At 72.1% G+C, this 15,000-nt stretch carries 14 protein-coding genes; 9 read left to right on the top strand and 5 right to left on the bottom strand.

Annotation, left to right across the window (positions count from 1 at the left end; all coding sequences use genetic code 11):
* Window positions 1–138: 138 nt before the first annotated feature.
* The gene (locus DTL70_RS12875; RefSeq protein WP_114022050.1) at window positions 139–1,563 is read left to right on the top strand and encodes a carbohydrate-binding protein; all 1,425 of its coding nucleotides are present in this window, start codon (window positions 139–141) and stop codon (window positions 1,561–1,563) included.
* 257 nt (window positions 1,564–1,820) lie between these two features.
* Here the strand turns inward: DTL70_RS12875 and DTL70_RS12870 are convergent, their stop codons facing one another.
* Window positions 1,821–2,360, bottom strand: coding sequence for a hypothetical protein (locus tag DTL70_RS12870; RefSeq protein ID WP_114022049.1), 540 nt, complete (start codon window positions 2,358–2,360; stop codon window positions 1,821–1,823).
* Window positions 2,361–2,483: 123 nt separating this feature from the next.
* Here DTL70_RS12870 and DTL70_RS12865 point away from each other — a divergent pair, with 123 nt between their 5' ends.
* On the top strand, window positions 2,484–2,951 hold the full coding sequence (locus DTL70_RS12865; RefSeq protein WP_181860904.1) for a MarR family winged helix-turn-helix transcriptional regulator: 468 nt from the start codon (window positions 2,484–2,486) through the stop codon (window positions 2,949–2,951).
* A gap of 367 nt (window positions 2,952–3,318) precedes the next feature.
* Window positions 3,319–3,801, top strand: a complete 483-nt coding sequence (locus DTL70_RS12860; RefSeq protein ID WP_245979352.1) for a MarR family winged helix-turn-helix transcriptional regulator — start codon at window positions 3,319–3,321, stop codon at window positions 3,799–3,801.
* Window positions 3,802–3,827: 26 nt separating this feature from the next.
* On the opposite strand, the gene DTL70_RS12855 is transcribed toward DTL70_RS12860, so the two are convergent.
* Window positions 3,828–4,046: a DUF2277 domain-containing protein gene (locus tag DTL70_RS12855; RefSeq protein ID WP_114022046.1), complete on the bottom strand. Its 219-nt coding sequence runs from the start codon at window positions 4,044–4,046 to the stop codon at window positions 3,828–3,830.
* A 116-nt stretch (window positions 4,047–4,162) separates the two neighbouring features.
* On the opposite strand from DTL70_RS12855, the gene DTL70_RS12850 reads away from it, so the two are divergent.
* The gene (locus tag DTL70_RS12850) at window positions 4,163–4,633 is read left to right on the top strand and encodes a Crp/Fnr family transcriptional regulator (protein WP_114022045.1); all 471 of its coding nucleotides are present in this window, start codon (window positions 4,163–4,165) and stop codon (window positions 4,631–4,633) included.
* A 37-nt stretch (window positions 4,634–4,670) separates the two neighbouring features.
* Here the strand turns inward: DTL70_RS12850 and DTL70_RS12845 are convergent, their stop codons facing one another.
* Both DTL70_RS12845 and DTL70_RS12840 read right to left on the bottom strand, forming a co-directional pair.
* Window positions 4,671–5,855, bottom strand: a complete 1,185-nt coding sequence (locus DTL70_RS12845) for a rod shape-determining protein (RefSeq protein WP_114022044.1) — start codon at window positions 5,853–5,855, stop codon at window positions 4,671–4,673.
* A 187-nt stretch (window positions 5,856–6,042) separates the two neighbouring features.
* On the bottom strand, window positions 6,043–8,043 hold the full coding sequence (locus DTL70_RS12840; RefSeq protein ID WP_245979332.1) for an ABC transporter ATP-binding protein: 2,001 nt from the start codon (window positions 8,041–8,043) through the stop codon (window positions 6,043–6,045).
* 196 nt (window positions 8,044–8,239) lie between these two features.
* Between DTL70_RS12840 and DTL70_RS12835 the strand changes: the two genes are divergently transcribed.
* Window positions 8,240–8,479: a DUF397 domain-containing protein gene (locus DTL70_RS12835; protein ID WP_114022043.1), complete on the top strand. Its 240-nt coding sequence runs from the start codon at window positions 8,240–8,242 to the stop codon at window positions 8,477–8,479.
* Here the strand turns inward: DTL70_RS12835 and DTL70_RS12830 are convergent.
* On the bottom strand, window positions 8,442–9,194 hold the full coding sequence (locus DTL70_RS12830) for an ATP-binding protein (protein WP_181860903.1): 753 nt from the start codon (window positions 9,192–9,194) through the stop codon (window positions 8,442–8,444). The two genes, DTL70_RS12835 and DTL70_RS12830, sit on opposite strands and share 38 nt — an antisense overlap.
* 274 nt (window positions 9,195–9,468) lie before the next feature.
* Here DTL70_RS12830 and DTL70_RS12825 point away from each other — a divergent pair, with 274 nt between their 5' ends.
* From DTL70_RS12825 to DTL70_RS12810, 4 genes are all read left to right on the top strand, one after another.
* Window positions 9,469–10,374 carry a helix-turn-helix domain-containing protein gene (locus DTL70_RS12825; protein ID WP_114022041.1) on the top strand — a complete coding sequence of 302 codons (906 nt, stop codon included), beginning with the start codon at window positions 9,469–9,471 and terminating at the stop codon, window positions 10,372–10,374.
* Between the two features lie 56 nt (window positions 10,375–10,430).
* Window positions 10,431–11,888 carry an aldehyde dehydrogenase family protein gene (locus DTL70_RS12820; protein ID WP_114022040.1) on the top strand — a complete coding sequence of 486 codons (1,458 nt, stop codon included), beginning with the start codon at window positions 10,431–10,433 and terminating at the stop codon, window positions 11,886–11,888.
* Window positions 11,889–12,076: 188 nt separating this feature from the next.
* Window positions 12,077–12,739 carry a PadR family transcriptional regulator gene (locus DTL70_RS12815; protein WP_114022039.1) on the top strand — a complete coding sequence of 221 codons (663 nt, stop codon included), beginning with the start codon at window positions 12,077–12,079 and terminating at the stop codon, window positions 12,737–12,739.
* A gap of 345 nt (window positions 12,740–13,084) precedes the next feature.
* On the top strand, window positions 13,085–14,734 hold the full coding sequence (locus tag DTL70_RS12810) for a threonine/serine exporter family protein (RefSeq protein ID WP_114022038.1): 1,650 nt from the start codon (window positions 13,085–13,087) through the stop codon (window positions 14,732–14,734).
* Window positions 14,735–15,000 lie beyond the last annotated feature (266 nt).

Below are 15,000 nucleotides of genomic sequence, written 5' to 3'. Positions count from 1 at the left end.
ACCTGCCGTGGCCATAACGCCGTGGGAGGGGGGAGGTCGGGAGGTCCGGGACGGCCGGGAGCGGACCTACGGTGTCGCCACACGCCCCCCGGCCCCTGGGCCCACCCCGGGGGCATCCCCACCTCCGAGGAGAACTCCATGGCTCTGCCCGCGAGTTCCGGTCCCGTCCCCACCCCTCCCAGACCGAGTCCGGTACGCCGCCGGGCCGCCGCCGCGGCAGCGGCCACACTGGCGACCGCCGGCCTCGTGCTGGCCGGACTCACCGGCCCCGCCCAGGCCAGGCCCGCCGACGACGGCCCCGCCTCCGCCGCCCGCGCCGGGGCCGCCGCCTCCGATCCCGACCCCGACCTCGTCGAGGCGATGACCCGCGACCTCGGGCTGACCACCGCGCAGGCCGAGAAGCGGTTGGCCAACGAGGCCGACGCCGCCGACACCGTGGCCGCGCTGCGCACCGCGCTGGGTGACAGCTACGCCGGTGCGCACGTCAGCGGGGAGACCGCCGCGCGGCTGACCGTCGCCACGACCGACGCGAAGGAGCGCGCCCGCATCACCGAGGCGGGGGCCACCGCGCGTCTCGTCGACCGTGACCTGGGCGCGCTCGACCGCGTGCAGAAGGCGCTCGACCGTGCCGCGGGGCGTGCGGCCCCCGAGGGGGTGCGCGTGTGGTACGTCGACACCCGGCACAACGACGTCGTGGTCGAGGCGGCGGACCAGGACGCCGCACGGGCCTTCCTCGCGCGGGCGGGCGTGCGCGGGGACGCGGTGACGGTCCGGCACACCGACGCCGAGCCGCGCACGTTCGCGGACCTGCGCGGCGGTGACGCGTACTACATGAACGGCAGCGGCCGCTGCTCCATCGGCTTCTCCGTCACCCGGGGCGGTGGCCAGGCGGGCTTCGTGACGGCCGGCCACTGCGGCACGCCCGGCACGCCGACCTCCGGCTACAACCAGCAGGCGCAGGGCAGTTTCCAGGGCTCCACGTTCCCGGGCCGCGACTACGCCTGGGTGGCCACCAACGGCAACTGGACGCCGCGCCCGCTCGTCAACGGCTACGGCATGGGCGAGGTGACCGTGGCCGGTTCGACGCAGGCTCCGGTGGGCGCTTCCGTATGCCGCTCGGGGTCGACGACCGGCTGGCACTGCGGCACCGTCCAGCAGCACAACACCAGCGTGACGTACCCGCAGGGCACCGTCTCGGGCGTGACGCGGACGAACGTGTGCGCGGAGCCGGGCGATTCGGGCGGCTCGTTCATCTCCGGCGACCAGGCCCAGGGCACGACCTCGGGCGGCTCGGGGAACTGCACCAGCGGCGGTACGACGTTCTTCTTCCCCGTCAACCCGGCCCTCCAGGCCTACGGCCTCACTCTGGTCACCAGCGGTGGCGGCGGCCCGACCGACCCTCCGACGGACCCGCCGACCGAGGGAACCTGGGCGATCGGCACCCAGTACCAGGTAGGCGACCAGGTCACCTACAACGGTGCCACCTACCGCTGCGTCCAGGCGCACACCGCGCAGCCGGGCTGGAACCCGCTGGACGCGCCCTCCCTGTGGGCCCGCGCCTGACGGAGTGACCGGCCGCGGCGCTCCCCGGCTGACCGCCTCCCCGTTGTCTTCGTGGTCTCGCCGGAGAGCCGCCGGCCTCCGGGCCCGGCCCGGCGTTCGGCCCGGCCGTTGAGGCGCCTTCGCGTCTCGACGGCCGGGCCGACAGGGCTGACGGGGCCGATTCGTTGTTCTCGTCGATGCCGCGCGGTGCGGCGCGCGCGGCGGGGTCCCGCTGCCGCTCCGGCGCATGCCGTGGAGGCCGTCGCCCCGCGGGACGCTCAGCGTGCAAGCCGGCGGGCGATGCCCAGCGTGCCGAAGTCGACCGTGGCGCCTGTGCGGCGGGCGCGAACGAGGACGCCGGCGGTCCGGACGGTGATCATGGCCAGGACCATCAGGACGAACGCGGTGCCGTAGGTGGCGGCCGGGACGTGGTGCCGCGCGGAGAACGAGACCAGCGCGTGCGTGAACCAGTGGGTCGAGCCGTAGGCGAACAGCATGCGCAGGGCCATGGCGGCCGTCCACAGCGCGGCGTAGGGCCAGCCTGCGACGGTGACCAGGCGGGAGTCGGCCGGGTCGCGGCGGACCTCGATCAGGGCGAGCGAAGCGGCACCGAACACCAGCCCGAGCACGAGTCCGGCCGCCTCGATCAGGTGGGCCGTGTCTCCGGCCGGCACGTCCTTGAGGTACTTGAACCCCACGCCCGCGACGACCGCGACGGGCAGCAGCAGCCGCCTGGCGTCCGGACGCCGCGTACCGAGCTGAGTGGCGAGGATCGCGACGAACACGCCGGTGTAGAGCAGGTAATCGCTGAGGCTCATGGTGCTTCTCCAATGGATTGCGGGCTCGCAGCCCCTTTCGACCTCCACCAAGATGCATCCGTAGAGATTGATCTGTCAAGATGCATCTATTGAGATGCATACATGGAGATGTACTTTGGAGGCATGGAGATGAGCGACCTGTACCAACTCGGCCGCCGCCTGGCCGAGATCGCACTCGAAGGCATGGGCGCGCACGCGCTCAACCTCGCGCCCGGCGAGTTCCTGGTCCTCCAGGACCTCTTCCTGCATCGCCGCAGCACCGTCGGCGACATCGCCAAGCGCACAGGACTGGCACAGAGCCGCGTCTCCACCAGCGTGCGCACCCTGGCCGCCCGCGACTGGGTCACCACCGCGGCCGATCCCGCCGACGGCCGCAAAACCCTGGTCGACCTCACCGAGGCCATCCGCGCCGCCAGCGAGCAGCGCCGCGCCGCACACGCCGACAACGCGCTGACCACCGCGCTGGCCGGCGTCGACGACGAGGAACGAGACACCCTCCTGTCCGCACTCGCCCGCCTCCACCACCTCCTCGTCACCGACCACCCACCGCGCCGGTTCCCCCATACGGCGACACCCCCAACCGGCCAGTAGTCCCCCGAAGCGCCCTCGCCCGGTCGCGCCCCGCACGCGCACCCGCACGCGCCCTCGTCGAGTGGCGCGGCGCGCTGACGCCCGCGGCGGGACCCCGCTCCACCGTCGCCGTGCCCCCCGGCGGCAGAATTGAGCGGTGAACGGGAGACGACAGCTCGGGCGAGAGGGGCAGCGCGTGCCGGAGGACGCCGCACCCGGCGAGAGAGCGGACGCGAACGGAGGAACGGCGGCCGAGCGGGGCCGCGGTACGGGAGGGGCCCCGCGGCTCGCGGAGCCCGAGAGCGACGGCGAGGCGACCGAGAGCGCGCAGAACCCGGAGGGTGCAGAGGGCGCAGAAAGCTCCGAGGGGGACGTCGTCGCCAGGGTCCTGGGCCAGTGGCAGCGGGTGCTCCCGGATCTCGACACCGAGCCGATCGGCGTCATCGGGCGTCTGACCAGGTGCGCGGCGCTGCTGCGGCAGGCGTCCGACGCGCCGCTGGCGCACGAGGGGTTCTCACGCCCCGAGTTCGACATCCTCAGCGCCCTGCGCCGGGAGGATCGCGAGCTGAGCTTCGGCCGGCTCGCCAGGGAGACGTACGCCTCGGGCACGGCCGTCACCAAGCGGGTGCGCACACTGGAGGAGAAGGGCCTGGTCGTACGGCGTCCGGACGCCCGCGACCGGCGCGTGGCCCACCTGTCGCTCACCGACGGCGGCCGGCAGCTGGTGGACCGGATCATGCCCGAGCAGGTCGCCTACGAGCGGTCGCTGCTCGCGGGGCTCGGCGGCGAGCGGCGCGAGCAGCTCTCCGAGGTGCTGGGTGAGCTGCTGCAGCTGCTGGAGGGCCGGGAGGGGGCCCGCGAGGGCGGCTGAGGCGGAGCGGGGCGCGGGGCCGGGGCTCAGCGGGAGGCCGCGCCTCTCACCTGGAGGGTGTCCAGCAGCGTGCCGGTCGCCTCGGCGATCTGCTCGACGGCCAGGTCGAAGGCCGCCTGATTGTGCGCGGCGGGTGCCCGGAAGCCGGACACCTTGCGTACGTACTGGAGCGCGGCTGCCCGGACGTCCTCGTCGGTGACCGCTTCGGCGTAGGGGGGACGTAGCGTCCTGATGTTCCTGCACATACTGCCGACGGTACGTTCCGTCCGGCTGTTACTCGCCTGTTCGGGTGATGCGCGTTACGCTGAAAAAGTCGTGACGTGGGAATACGTCGCTCTGTTCCCGGAAGGGAGGGCGGGCCATGCAGACCACGACGGGACTGCTCGCCGAGCTGACCTCCGACCAGCGCGAGCGGGTGCGCTCCCTTGGCCACGAAGTGCACTTCGAAGCCGGAGAGCAGATCTTCGAAGAGGGCACCAGGGCCGACCGCTTCTGGATCCTGCACACCGGATCCGCGACACTCGCCATGCACATACCAGGACATCGGGACGTGGCCATCGACCATGTCCGCCACGGGGAGCTGCTCGGCTGGTCCTGGATGTTCCAGCCGTACGTGTGGTCGCTGGGCGCCCAGGCGGACAGCCCCGTACGCGCGCTGGAATTCGACGCGCAGTCGGTGCGGCTGCTGTGCGAGGAGGACAAGGACCTGGGCCTGGCGATGACGCGCTCCATCGCGGCGGTCATGGGCGACCGCCTCCAGCGCTCCCGATCCCGCCTGGTCGATCTCTTCGGCCCCTACGCCCCCAGAGACCGGGCCGCCGGGGCCATCTGAGCCCCGGCCCGGCGGGCGCGCCCCGGCTTTCCGGGGCTCACCCCGCCTCCTGGCCAGGCACGGGTACCGCGTCGGCCGCCGCCCCGCTCTCGGGCGCTCCGATGACCTCCCGGTCGCCCGACAGGGGGTGGTGGCCCGACAGCGCGCCGCGCCCGGCGCCTGCCGCGGCCGCGTCCTGGCCCACCTCCTCCGCCGCGGGGCTCGGTGCGAGACGCCCGGCCATCAGGGCCGCCAGCCCGTTCACCGAGGTCAGCTCGGGCTCTTGGGCGAGTCGCACGCCCATCCCCGTGTGCTCCCGCAGCTGGTCGGCGAGGCTCGGCAGGACGGCGCTGCCGCCGGTGAGGACCATGCCGCGGTCCGCCAGGTCGGCCACCAGGTCGGGCGGGCAGCGGTGCAGGACGGCGCGGATGGTGTCCAGCAGCCCGGTGAGCGGGGTCTGGATGGCGCTGCGCACCTCTTCGGGGTCGATGGTGACGGTGCGGGCCAGACCCGAGACCACGTCGCGGCCCTGGACCTCGATCGATCCGGTGTAGACGCCGTTGCCGACGCCGCCGCTGCCGAGCAGTGCCAGGTGCAGCGGGCGCACCTCCTGGCTGGGCAGCAGCAGCTCGTGCCGGTTGCGCAGGTACTGCACCACGGCGTGGTGGATGGTGTCCCCGCCCAGGCCCACCGTCCCCGCCGCGACGATCGCCCCCACGGAGACGACCGCCACCTGCGTCGTGGTCGTGCCGCACACCAGCACCATGGCCGCCTCGGGCTGGGCGACCGGCAGGCCCGCGCCGATCGCCGCCGCGATGGGCGCCTCCACCAGCTCGACACGGCGTGCGCCCACCCCGGTCAGGGTCTCCACGGCGGCGCGGCAGGCCAGCGGGTCGGCGTCGTGCGGGACGGTGGCCGCCGCGTGGGCCATCACCCTGCGCCGTCTGACCCGGCGCAGCCTCTCGCCGATGAAGGAGCGCACCATCCGGCGCGCCATGTCGATGTCGCGTACGGTGCCGCCGGCCACGGGCCGGACGACCCGGATGTGCTGCGGGGTGCGCCCGTCCATCCGCTCGGCCGCGTCGCCGACCGCGATCAGCGCGCCGGAGGAGGTGTTCACGGCGACGACCGAGGGCTGGTCGACGATCAGCCCCGTCCCCTTGGCGTAGACGCGGGTCCTGGCGGCGCCCAGGTCGACGGCGACGGAGCAGCGGGTCAGGGCCTCCAGGCTGGAGCAGCTCATGGCGCTCGTGTCCTTCCGGGATTCGTGCGGCGGTCGGCCGGCCGGCGTCGAGGAGGGGCCGCCCCGCGGGGGCGGGCCGTTCTCCCACCCTGTGCCGCCCCCTTCGCCGCCGCCCGCCGAGCGCGCCCGCCCGGGTGAGGACCGCTCCGGCGAGCGCGCCCGCGCCCGCCCCCGCGCCCGCCACCGCTCACGCGAGCGCGCCCACCTCGGCTCCACCGCCGCTCCGGCCGCCGGCGGAACCCCTGGCCGCTGCCCCGCCGTTCCCGACGGCCGCCCCCTCTCCGCCGTCGGCACCGGTCCCGTCGTCGGCACCGGCACCGTCGGTGCCGGACTCGCTGAACTGGGTGCGGTAGAGCTGTTCGTAGCGGCCGCCCGCGGCCAGCAGCTCCTCGTGGGTGCCCCGCTCGACCACCCGGCCCGCCTCCAGGACGAGGATCTGGTCGGCGGCCCGCACGGTGGACAGCCGGTGGGCGATGACCAGCGAGGTGCGGGAGGCCAGCGCCTCGCCGAGGGCTTCTTGGACGGCCGCCTCCGAGGTGGAGTCCAGGTGCGCCGTCGCCTCGTCGAGTACGACGACCTGGGGCCGGGCCAGCAGCAGCCGGGCGATCGTCAGGCACTGCCGTTCGCCGCCGGAGAGCCGGTAGCCGCGCTCGCCGACCAGGGTGTCCAGGCCGTCGGGCAGTGAGCCGATCAGCTCGTCCAGGCGGGCGCGGCGCAGCGCGGACCACAGTTCCTCGTCGGTGGCGTCGGGGCGGGGGAGCAGCAGGTTGGCGCGGATGGTGTCGTGGAAGAGGTGGCCGTCCTGGGTGACCATGCCGAGCGTGGCCCGCAGGGACGCGGCGCTCAGGTCGCGCACGTCCTTGCCTGCGAGCCGGACGGCGCCGCTGTCCACGTCGTAGAGGCGGGGGGCCAGGGAGGCGAGCGTGGACTTGCCCGCTCCCGAGGAGCCCACCAGGGCGATCATCTGTCCGGGTTCGGCCCGGAAGGAGATGCCGTGCAGCACCTCCTCGCCGCCCCGGGTGTCGAGGGTGGCGACCTCCTCCAGGGAGGCGAGGGAGACCTTGTCGGCGGACGGGTAGCTGAAGTGGACGTCGTCGAACTCGACGGAGGCCGGCTCCCCTGGCAGGTCCTCTGCGCCTTCCTTCTCTTCGATCAGCGGCTTGAGGTCGAGCACCTCGAACACGCGCTGGAAGCTGACGAGTGCGCTCATCACCTCCACGCGGGCGCTGGCCAGCGCGGTCAGCGGGGCGTACAGGCGGGTCAGCAGCAGGGCGAGGGAGACGACGGCGCCGGGGTCGAGGCTGCCGCGCAGCGCGTAGGTGCCGCCGAGCCCGTAGACGAGGGCGAGCGCGAGGGCCGCCACGAGGGTCAGCGCGGTGAAGAAGACCTCCTGCACCATGGCGGTGCGCACGCCGATGTCCCGTACGCGTCCCGCCCGCTGGGCGAACGCGGCCGACTCCTCCCCGGGCCGCCCGAACAGTTTGACGAGGGTGGCGCCGGGCGCGGAGAAGCGCTCGGTCATCTGGGTGCTCATCACCGCGTTGTGGTTGGCCCGCTCCCGCTCCAGCCGGGCGAGCCGCGCCCCCATCCGCCGGGCGGGCAGGACGAAGATCGGCAGCAGGGCGAGGGTGAGGAGGGTGATCTGCCAGGAGAGGTTGAGCATCACCACGAGGGTCAGCAGCAGGGTGACGAGGTTGCTGAAGACCTCGGAGAGGGTGGAGGAGAAGGCGCGCTGCGCTCCGATGACGTCGTTGTTGAGTCGGCTGACAAGAGCACCTGTACGAGTGCGGGTGAAGAAGGCCACCGGCATGCGCTGTACGTGGTCGTAGACGGCGGTACGCAGATCGAGGATGAGGCCTTCACCGATCCGCGCGGACAGCCAGCGGGTCAGAATGCCGACCCCCGCCTCCGCCAGGGCGATGGCCGCGATCAGCCCCGCGAGGACGAGCACGGTGGAGGTGCTCTCGTGCCGGTCGATGGCGTTCATCACCCGGCCGGCGAGCAGCGGTGTGGCGACGGTGACGACCGCGAGCACGCTGCTGAGAAGCAGGAAAGCTACCAGTTTACGGTGGTGGCGGTGTGCGAAGCGGACGATGCGGCGGACCGTCGCGGCGGAGAACGGGTGCTGGTCCTGGTGGGCGTGGCGCGAGTTGTAGAGCGCGTTCCACGCGGTCATCTCCATGCTCATGGGACGAAGCTAGGACTTGAAGTGAAGTTCAAGTCAAGGGTCTGACCCGCTGTGATGAGTTTGCGACCGCGTGTCGTGCACGTGCATCGGCACATGCATCGGTACGTGAACGCAGTTATGATCCCGGGGAGTTGGCAGTCGGCACTGACCTGCTGTTCAACCTGCACGGCCCACCGGACGAGTCCAGGAGACCCCAGTGCCTCACGCGTACAACGGCATGGCCGCCAAGGACCTCCAGGGGGTCGTGTGGCGGAAGAGCCGGTTCAGCAATTCGCAGGGAACGTGTGTGGAACTCGCGAAGCTGCCGGATGGCGACATCGCCATGCGCAACTCGCGTTTCCCCGAAGGCCCCGCGCTCGTCTACACGCCGGCGGAGGTCGAGGCGATGATCCTCGGCGTCAAGGCCGGGGAGTTCGACGATCTGTTGCGTCCATGACACTCCGGGCGCCCGCAGGGGTGCCGGCGCCCCCGTCCACCCGGAAGAGGGCCCACACGACCTTCCCGGCCAGTGGGCCCGGCAGCGGGTGCCATCCCCAGGTGTCGCTGAAGGAGTCGACCAGGCACAGTCCCCGGCCCGACTCCGCCGTGATGCCGAGCGCCTCGGCCTCCCCGTAGGGAGCCAAGGCGCTCGACGCGTCCCACGCGCCCTCGGCATCCACGACGCCCCCGTGTCCCCCGTTACCCCCGTATCCCCCGTTACCCCCGTGTTCGAGGATCCCGCCGGGCACTCCCTCCAGCCCGCCGAAACCCCCGTCTGCCGCCGCCCGTGCGGCCCGCACGGCCGACACGTCGGGCGGTTGGTCGCTGGGATCGCGTACGGCACAGACCAGTCGGGCGGACCAGCAGGTCAGATGGAGTCTCACCTGCTGGTCGCCCTCGTCCCCCGACGCCGCCCCGTGATCGGCGCCGGGGGTCAGGCCGTGCCGCATGGCATTGGTCACCAATTCGGAGACCACCAGCGCCACGTCATCGAACTCTTCGGACAGGCCCCAGCGCTGCAGCGTCCTGCGGGTGAAGTCCCGCGCGCCGGAGACGGATCGGTGGTGCGCGGGGAGCGCGCAGGAGACCGAACCGGAAACCGAGGCGGCATCCGGTGTGGGGAGCCCCTCCCATAAGGGCTCCAGCACCGTCGATCCTTCGGTCCCGTGCAACGGCCACTCCTGGCTGTCTGCGGCAGCGGCGATCCTGTACGGATCCCTGTCGGACGTGCTTCCCCGCTGGTGCGGGCGTCACGGCGCACCCGAAAGCCAACTCCTCGGCCGACGGGTCCACTTGTGCCTTCCCCATGGTTCCCAATGCTCACAGCAGATGCAAGGGCAGATGCACGTGCACGCGCTACTTTCCTTCGTGTGTAATCGGGTGCGCACCCAACGGAGCGCGGAGATGGCACACTTCCCCTCGAGCAGGGGTGGAGGGCTGATCGGAATGGCAACACAACCGGCACAGAGCAGCACCGCGGTACCGAAAGGGGCGGGCGGAGCCAGCGGTTCCATGGTGCGCCGCATCCTGCTCGGGTCCCAGCTGAGGCGATTGCGGGAGGCGCGCGGCATCACCCGCGAGGCCGCCGGCTACTCGATCCGGGCCTCCGAGTCGAAGATCAGCCGCATGGAGCTGGGCCGCGTCAGCTTCAAGGCCCGCGACGTGGAGGACCTCCTCACGCTCTACGGCGTCACCGACGACACCGAGCGCGAACCCCTGCTCTCGCTCGCCCGGGACTCCAGCATCGCGGGCTGGTGGCACAACTACAGCGACGTGCTGCCCGCCTGGTTCCAGACCTACGTGGGCCTGGAGGGAGCCGCCTCCCGCATCAGCACCTACGAGGTGCAGTTCGTCCACGGCCTCCTGCAGACCGACGCGTACGCGCACGCCGTCGTCAGCGCCGGGCACCGCACCCCCCTCGCCGACGACGAGGTCGCCCGCCGCGTCGCGCTCCGCCTGGAACGCCAGAAGCTGTTGCAGGGGGAGCACGCACCGCACCTGCTCTGCGTCCTCGACGAGGCCGCGCTGCGCCGCCCCTTCGGCAGCGCGGCCGTCATGGACGCCCAGCTGCTCCACCTCGCCGAGGTCTCCGAGGCGCCCAACATCTCCCTGTACGTCGTCCCGTTCGGGCTCGGCGGCCACGCCGCGGAGAGCGGCGCCTTCACGCTGCTGCGCTTCCCCGAGTCGGACCTCAACGACATCGTCTACCTCGAACAGCTGACCAGCGCGCTGTATCTGGACAAGCGTGACGAGGTGGCGCAGTACGATCAGGTGCTGCGACGACTGGTGGAAATCGGCCTTTCTCCCGAACACACCCGGGATCACCTTCACCGAATCCGCCAACTGCTGTGATCGGCCGGTACGATGACCAGCCAGCAGCATCTCCTTCAACCCCACGAAGGAATGGCATGTCCTACTTCACGGATCTGGCCCTCCAGTGCATAGACGGCCAGTGGCGTCCCGGCACGGGTTCCTGGGACATCATCGACTTCAACCCCTACAACGGGGAGAAGCTCGCCTCCATCACCGTCGCCACCCGCGACGAGGTGGACGAGGCGTACCGCGCCGCGGAACGGGCCCAACGTGAGTGGGCGGCCACCAACCCGTACGCGCGCAGACGCGTCTTCGAGCGGGCGATCCGGGTGATCGAGGAGCAGGAGAGCGCGATCACGGAGGCCATCGTCGCCGAGCTGGGCGGCACCCGGCTCAAGGCGGCCTTCGAGATCCACATGGTCAAGGAGTTCTTCCGCGAGGCGCTCCAGCTCGCGCTGACTCCGAGCGCCCAGATCCTGCCGTCCTCCGTGCAGGGCAAGGAGAACCGCGTCCACCGCGACCCGGTGGGAGTCGTCGGCATCATCTCGCCGTTCAACTACCCCTTCCTGCTGGCGGTCAAGTCGGCCGCGCCCGCGCTCGCGCTGGGCAACGCCGTCGTCCTCAAGCCCCACCAGTCCACGCCCATCTGCGGCGGCACCCTGGTGGCCAAGATCCTCCAGGACGCCGGACTGCCGCCGGGGCTGGTGAACGTCGTCATCACCGACAGCGCGGAGATCGGCGACACGCTCATCGAGCACCCGGTGCCCAAGGTCATCTCCTTCACCGGGTCCGACCGGGTGGGCCGCCACGTCTCCACCGTCGCGGGCCGCACCTTCAAACGCGTCATCCTGCAACTGGGCTCCAACAGCGGCCTGGTGGTGCTGGACGACGCCGATGTGGACTACGCCGTCGACGCCGCCGTCTACAGCCGCTTCGTCAACCAGGGCCAGCTGTGCATGGCGGCCAACCGGATCATCGTCGACCGGCGCCTGGAGCCTCGGTTCACGCCCAAGTTCGTCGAGCGCGTCCGCCGGCTCGTCGTCGGCGACCCGGCCGACCCCGCCACGCACATCGGCCCGCTCATCAACTCCCGGCAGGCCGAACGCGTGACCGCCATCGTCGAGCAGGCCCTCGCCGAGGGCGCCACCGCGCTGCTGCACGGTGCCGCCGACGGCAACCTCGTCTCGCCCAGCGTGCTCACCGACCTGCCGGTGGCCTCGCCGCTGCTGCACGAGGAGATCTTCGGCCCCGTCGCGCTGATCGTCCCGGTGGACGGCGACGAGGAGGCCGTGCACGTCGCCAACGACACCCCCTACGGGCTCGCGGGCGCCGTGCACAGCTCCGACATCGAGCGCGGGATCGCCGTGGCCCGGCGGATCGACGCGGGCATGGTCCACGTCAACGACTCCACGGTCGCCGACGAGCCCACCGTGCCCTACGGCGGCGAGAAGCTCTCCGGGCTCGGGCGCCTGAACGGCCCCCAGGTGGTGGAGGCGTTCACCACCACCCGCTGGCTGTCCATCCAGCGGGAACGCAGCGAGTTCCCGTTCTGACGCCGTACCCGCACCGCCCGTGCCCCCGCCGCTGTCGGGGGCACGGGCGGGTGGTCTTCGGGGCCGGGGCGATGCCCGGGTCCGACTGGTCCGCCTGGCGGTCCGCGGAGTACCCCCCGTGACCGGCAACTGGTCAAACTTGACCAGAGCGTGCGCGGAGACGAAGCACTCAACACGCAGGGGAAGCGATGTCGGCGATCCGGCTGCTGGTGCTGGGAGACGTGCGCCTGCGCGGACGGGCACACGGCTACCAGGTCCGAGCCGACCTGGAGTACTGGGGCGCGCACGAGTGGTCGAGCGCCAAGCCCGGCTCGCTCTACCACGCGCTCAAACAGCTGGCCAAGCAGGGACTGCTGCACGCGCACGACACCGCCCCCAGCACGGCGGGCGGCCCCCCGCGCACCGAGTACGAGATCACCGCGGCAGGTGAGGCGGAGTTCTTCCGCATGCTGCGGTACGCGCTGACCGCCACCCGCGAGAAACGGGAACTGCTGACCTCCGCCATCGGCTTCCTCGTCGACCTCCCGCGCGGCGAAGCCCTTGACCTGCTCGCACAGCGCGTGGCCGCGCTGGAGAGCCGGCGGGACGAGGTGAGGGCGAAGGGGAGCCCGGCCGGCGCGGGCACCGAGGAGCAGGGCCACATCGGGGAGATCATGAAGCTGCGGGTCCGCACCGCCGACAGCGACGCGGCCTGGGCGCGCGAGCTGATCGCCCGCCTGGAGGGGGGCGCCTTCGTCATGGCGGGCGAAGGCGCACGCGACCTCAGCGTCCTGTCCGACCGCCCGGCGTGGGAGCCTTCGGCGACCTCGACCCGGACAGGCACGCCGAAGAGGCCGAGCAGCGCGGGGTGACACGCCCGAGCGGCGGCAAGCGCGGCGCCGGACGGCGCCGTACACCAAGGACGGCTGGAAGGCCCTCACCCGCGAGCTGGTGATGCCATTCCTCCGTTGCGCCGCCCGGCTGCATTCAGCGGCCGGGTCTCGCACGTCACACCCCTCATCGGCGCTGACTGCCTTTTAATCCCCCTGAGCAGGGGGACCTTTGGGGGGAGGATCACGCTCCATGCTCCACTGTGAGGTAAGACGCTTCCGGCACGTGGAACCGGCATCGTTGGACACCGCGTCCGTGGTGTGGCACTGCTGGAAAGATGAGGCGTACCGCGCGTAAGGCGCAAGAAGGCAAGGAGCGGACAGAACGTGGTGGGGCAGCCCAAGGGAAACGGCGACGCCGCAGAGCAGGGCGGTGAGTCGGAGGACGCCAGGACGTCCTCCGACGAGTCGCGGAGCGCCTTCACCGCCCCCATGGGCGTGCCGCTTCCCCCCGTCCCCGAGGAGGAACACCCGACCTCCGAGTTCACCCTCCCCGAAGGGCTCAAGGCCTCCCCGCACTTCGAACACGGCAGCGCCTTCACGCCACCCGAGGGCGTTCCCGTCATCGGCCCCCTCGCCAAGCCGGGCTCGCCCTGGCAGGACCGCATGCGCTCCATGGTCCGCATGCCGCTGGCCGAGCGGCCCGTACCCGAGAAGCCCGCACGCACCGAGGAGACCGAGAGCGGACCGCCCCCGCCCCGCGTCCTCGACCTCACTCTGCGTATCGGTGAACTGCTGCTGGCCGGCGGTGAGGGCGCCGAGGACGTCGAAGCCGCCATGTTCGGCGTCGCCCACGCCTACGGGCTCGACCGCACCGAACCCACCGTCACCTTCACCCTGCTCTCCATCACCCACCAGCCCTCACTGGTCGACGACCCGGTGACGCTCAGCAGGACCGTGCGGCGGCGCGGCACCGACTACACGCGGCTCTCCTCCGTCTTCGGCCTCGTCGCCGACATCACCCAGGGTGACGTCTCCCTGGAGGAGGCCTACCGGCGCCTCGCCGAGATGCGGCGCAACAGGCACCCGTACACCAAGTGGGCGCTCAGCGTCGCCAGCGGCGCCCTCTCCGGCGCGGCGTCCCTGCTCGTCGGCGGCGACGCGCTGGTCTTCTTCCTCGCCGCGCTCGGCGCCGTCCTCGGCGACCGCCTCGCCTGGCTGTGCGCGGCCCGCGGACTGCCCGAGTTCTACCAGTTCGCGGCCGCCGCGATGCCGCCCGCCGGCATAGGGGTCGGCGTCGCGCTGCTCTCCCAGCACACCGACATGGACATCCAAGCCTCGGCCGTCATCACCGGTGGCCTCTTCGCGCTGATCCCCGGGCGGGCGCTCGTGGCGGCCGTCCAGGACGGGCTGACCGGCTTCTACATCACCGCCGCCGCACGCCTGCTGGAGGTCGTCTACCTGATCGTCGGCATCGTCTGCGGCGTGCTGATGATCCTCTACGTCGGCGACCGGCTGCACGCCCAGCTCACCCCGGACGTCGTCTACCACGCCGACCGGCCCGTCACCCAGCTGCTGGCCGCGATGCTGCTGACCCTGGCCTTCTGCATCCTGCTCCAGCAGGAGCGGCACACCATCGTGCTGGCCACGCTCAACGGGGGCGTCGCGTGGCTGATCTTCGGAGCGCTCTCCACGGCGGGGGTCAAGCCGGTGCCCGCCACCGTGATGGCCGCCGGGCTCGTCGGCCTCTTCGGCCAGCTGCTGTCCCGGTACCAGTTCGCGTCCTCACTGCCGTACATCACCGCGGCGATCGGGCCGCTGCTGCCCGGTAGCAACACCTACTTCGGGCTGCTGAACATCGCGCAGGAGGACGTCAACAAGGGGTTCGAACACCTGGCCACCGCGGGGGCGCTGGCGCTGGCCATCGCGATCGGGGTGAACCTCGGCGGGGAGCTCGCCAGGCTGTTCATCAAGACCCCCGGCCAGGAAACCCCCCTCCCCGGCCGCCGAGCCGCCAAACGCACCCGCGGCTTCTGAGCCCCCTCCCCACAGCCGCCGGTCCGTTTCTCACCCAAGAGAGAGCCCCTTCTCCCTACGGGGGCTCCTAGGGGGGGCGGAGCCCCCGTAGCGGGGGGCAGTTGGGGGGCGGAGCCGCCCCAACGCCTGGTCGGCGAGACCCCGGGGGCTTGGGGTGGGGGTCCCCCCGGACGGAGTCTGGGGGAGGAGCCCCCCAAACAGAGAGCAACCATTCGGGGGTGGGCGGCCCACAGGAAGAGGGAGAGCCATGGGGGGCCCGCCCCGGG

Source organism: Streptomyces diacarni (genome assembly GCF_003323715.1).
GTDB lineage: Bacteria > Actinomycetota > Actinomycetes > Streptomycetales > Streptomycetaceae > Streptomyces > Streptomyces diacarni.
This window is presented reverse-complemented; position numbering and strand designations above follow the sequence as displayed.

Excerpts from the sequence above, each read along its gene's own strand:
- DTL70_RS12870 (WP_114022049.1), bottom strand. The coding sequence starts at position 2,360 with ATGAGCCTCAGCGATTACCTGCTCTACACCGGCGTGTTCGTCGCGATC.
- DTL70_RS12875 (WP_114022050.1), top strand. The coding sequence starts at position 139 with ATGGCTCTGCCCGCGAGTTCCGGTCCCGTCCCCACCCCTCCCAGACCG.
- DTL70_RS12820 (WP_114022040.1), top strand. The coding sequence starts at position 10,431 with ATGTCCTACTTCACGGATCTGGCCCTCCAGTGCATAGACGGCCAGTGG.
- DTL70_RS12825 (WP_114022041.1), top strand. The coding sequence starts at position 9,469 with ATGGCAACACAACCGGCACAGAGCAGCACCGCGGTACCGAAAGGGGCG.
- DTL70_RS12850 (WP_114022045.1), top strand. The coding sequence starts at position 4,163 with ATGCAGACCACGACGGGACTGCTCGCCGAGCTGACCTCCGACCAGCGC.
- DTL70_RS12845 (WP_114022044.1), bottom strand. The coding sequence starts at position 5,855 with ATGAGCTGCTCCAGCCTGGAGGCCCTGACCCGCTGCTCCGTCGCCGTC.
- DTL70_RS12840 (WP_245979332.1), bottom strand. The coding sequence starts at position 8,043 with ATGAGCATGGAGATGACCGCGTGGAACGCGCTCTACAACTCGCGCCAC.
- DTL70_RS12815 (WP_114022039.1), top strand. The coding sequence starts at position 12,077 with ATGTCGGCGATCCGGCTGCTGGTGCTGGGAGACGTGCGCCTGCGCGGA.
- DTL70_RS12865 (WP_181860904.1), top strand. The coding sequence starts at position 2,484 with ATGGAGATGAGCGACCTGTACCAACTCGGCCGCCGCCTGGCCGAGATC.
- DTL70_RS12855 (WP_114022046.1), bottom strand. The coding sequence starts at position 4,046 with ATGTGCAGGAACATCAGGACGCTACGTCCCCCCTACGCCGAAGCGGTC.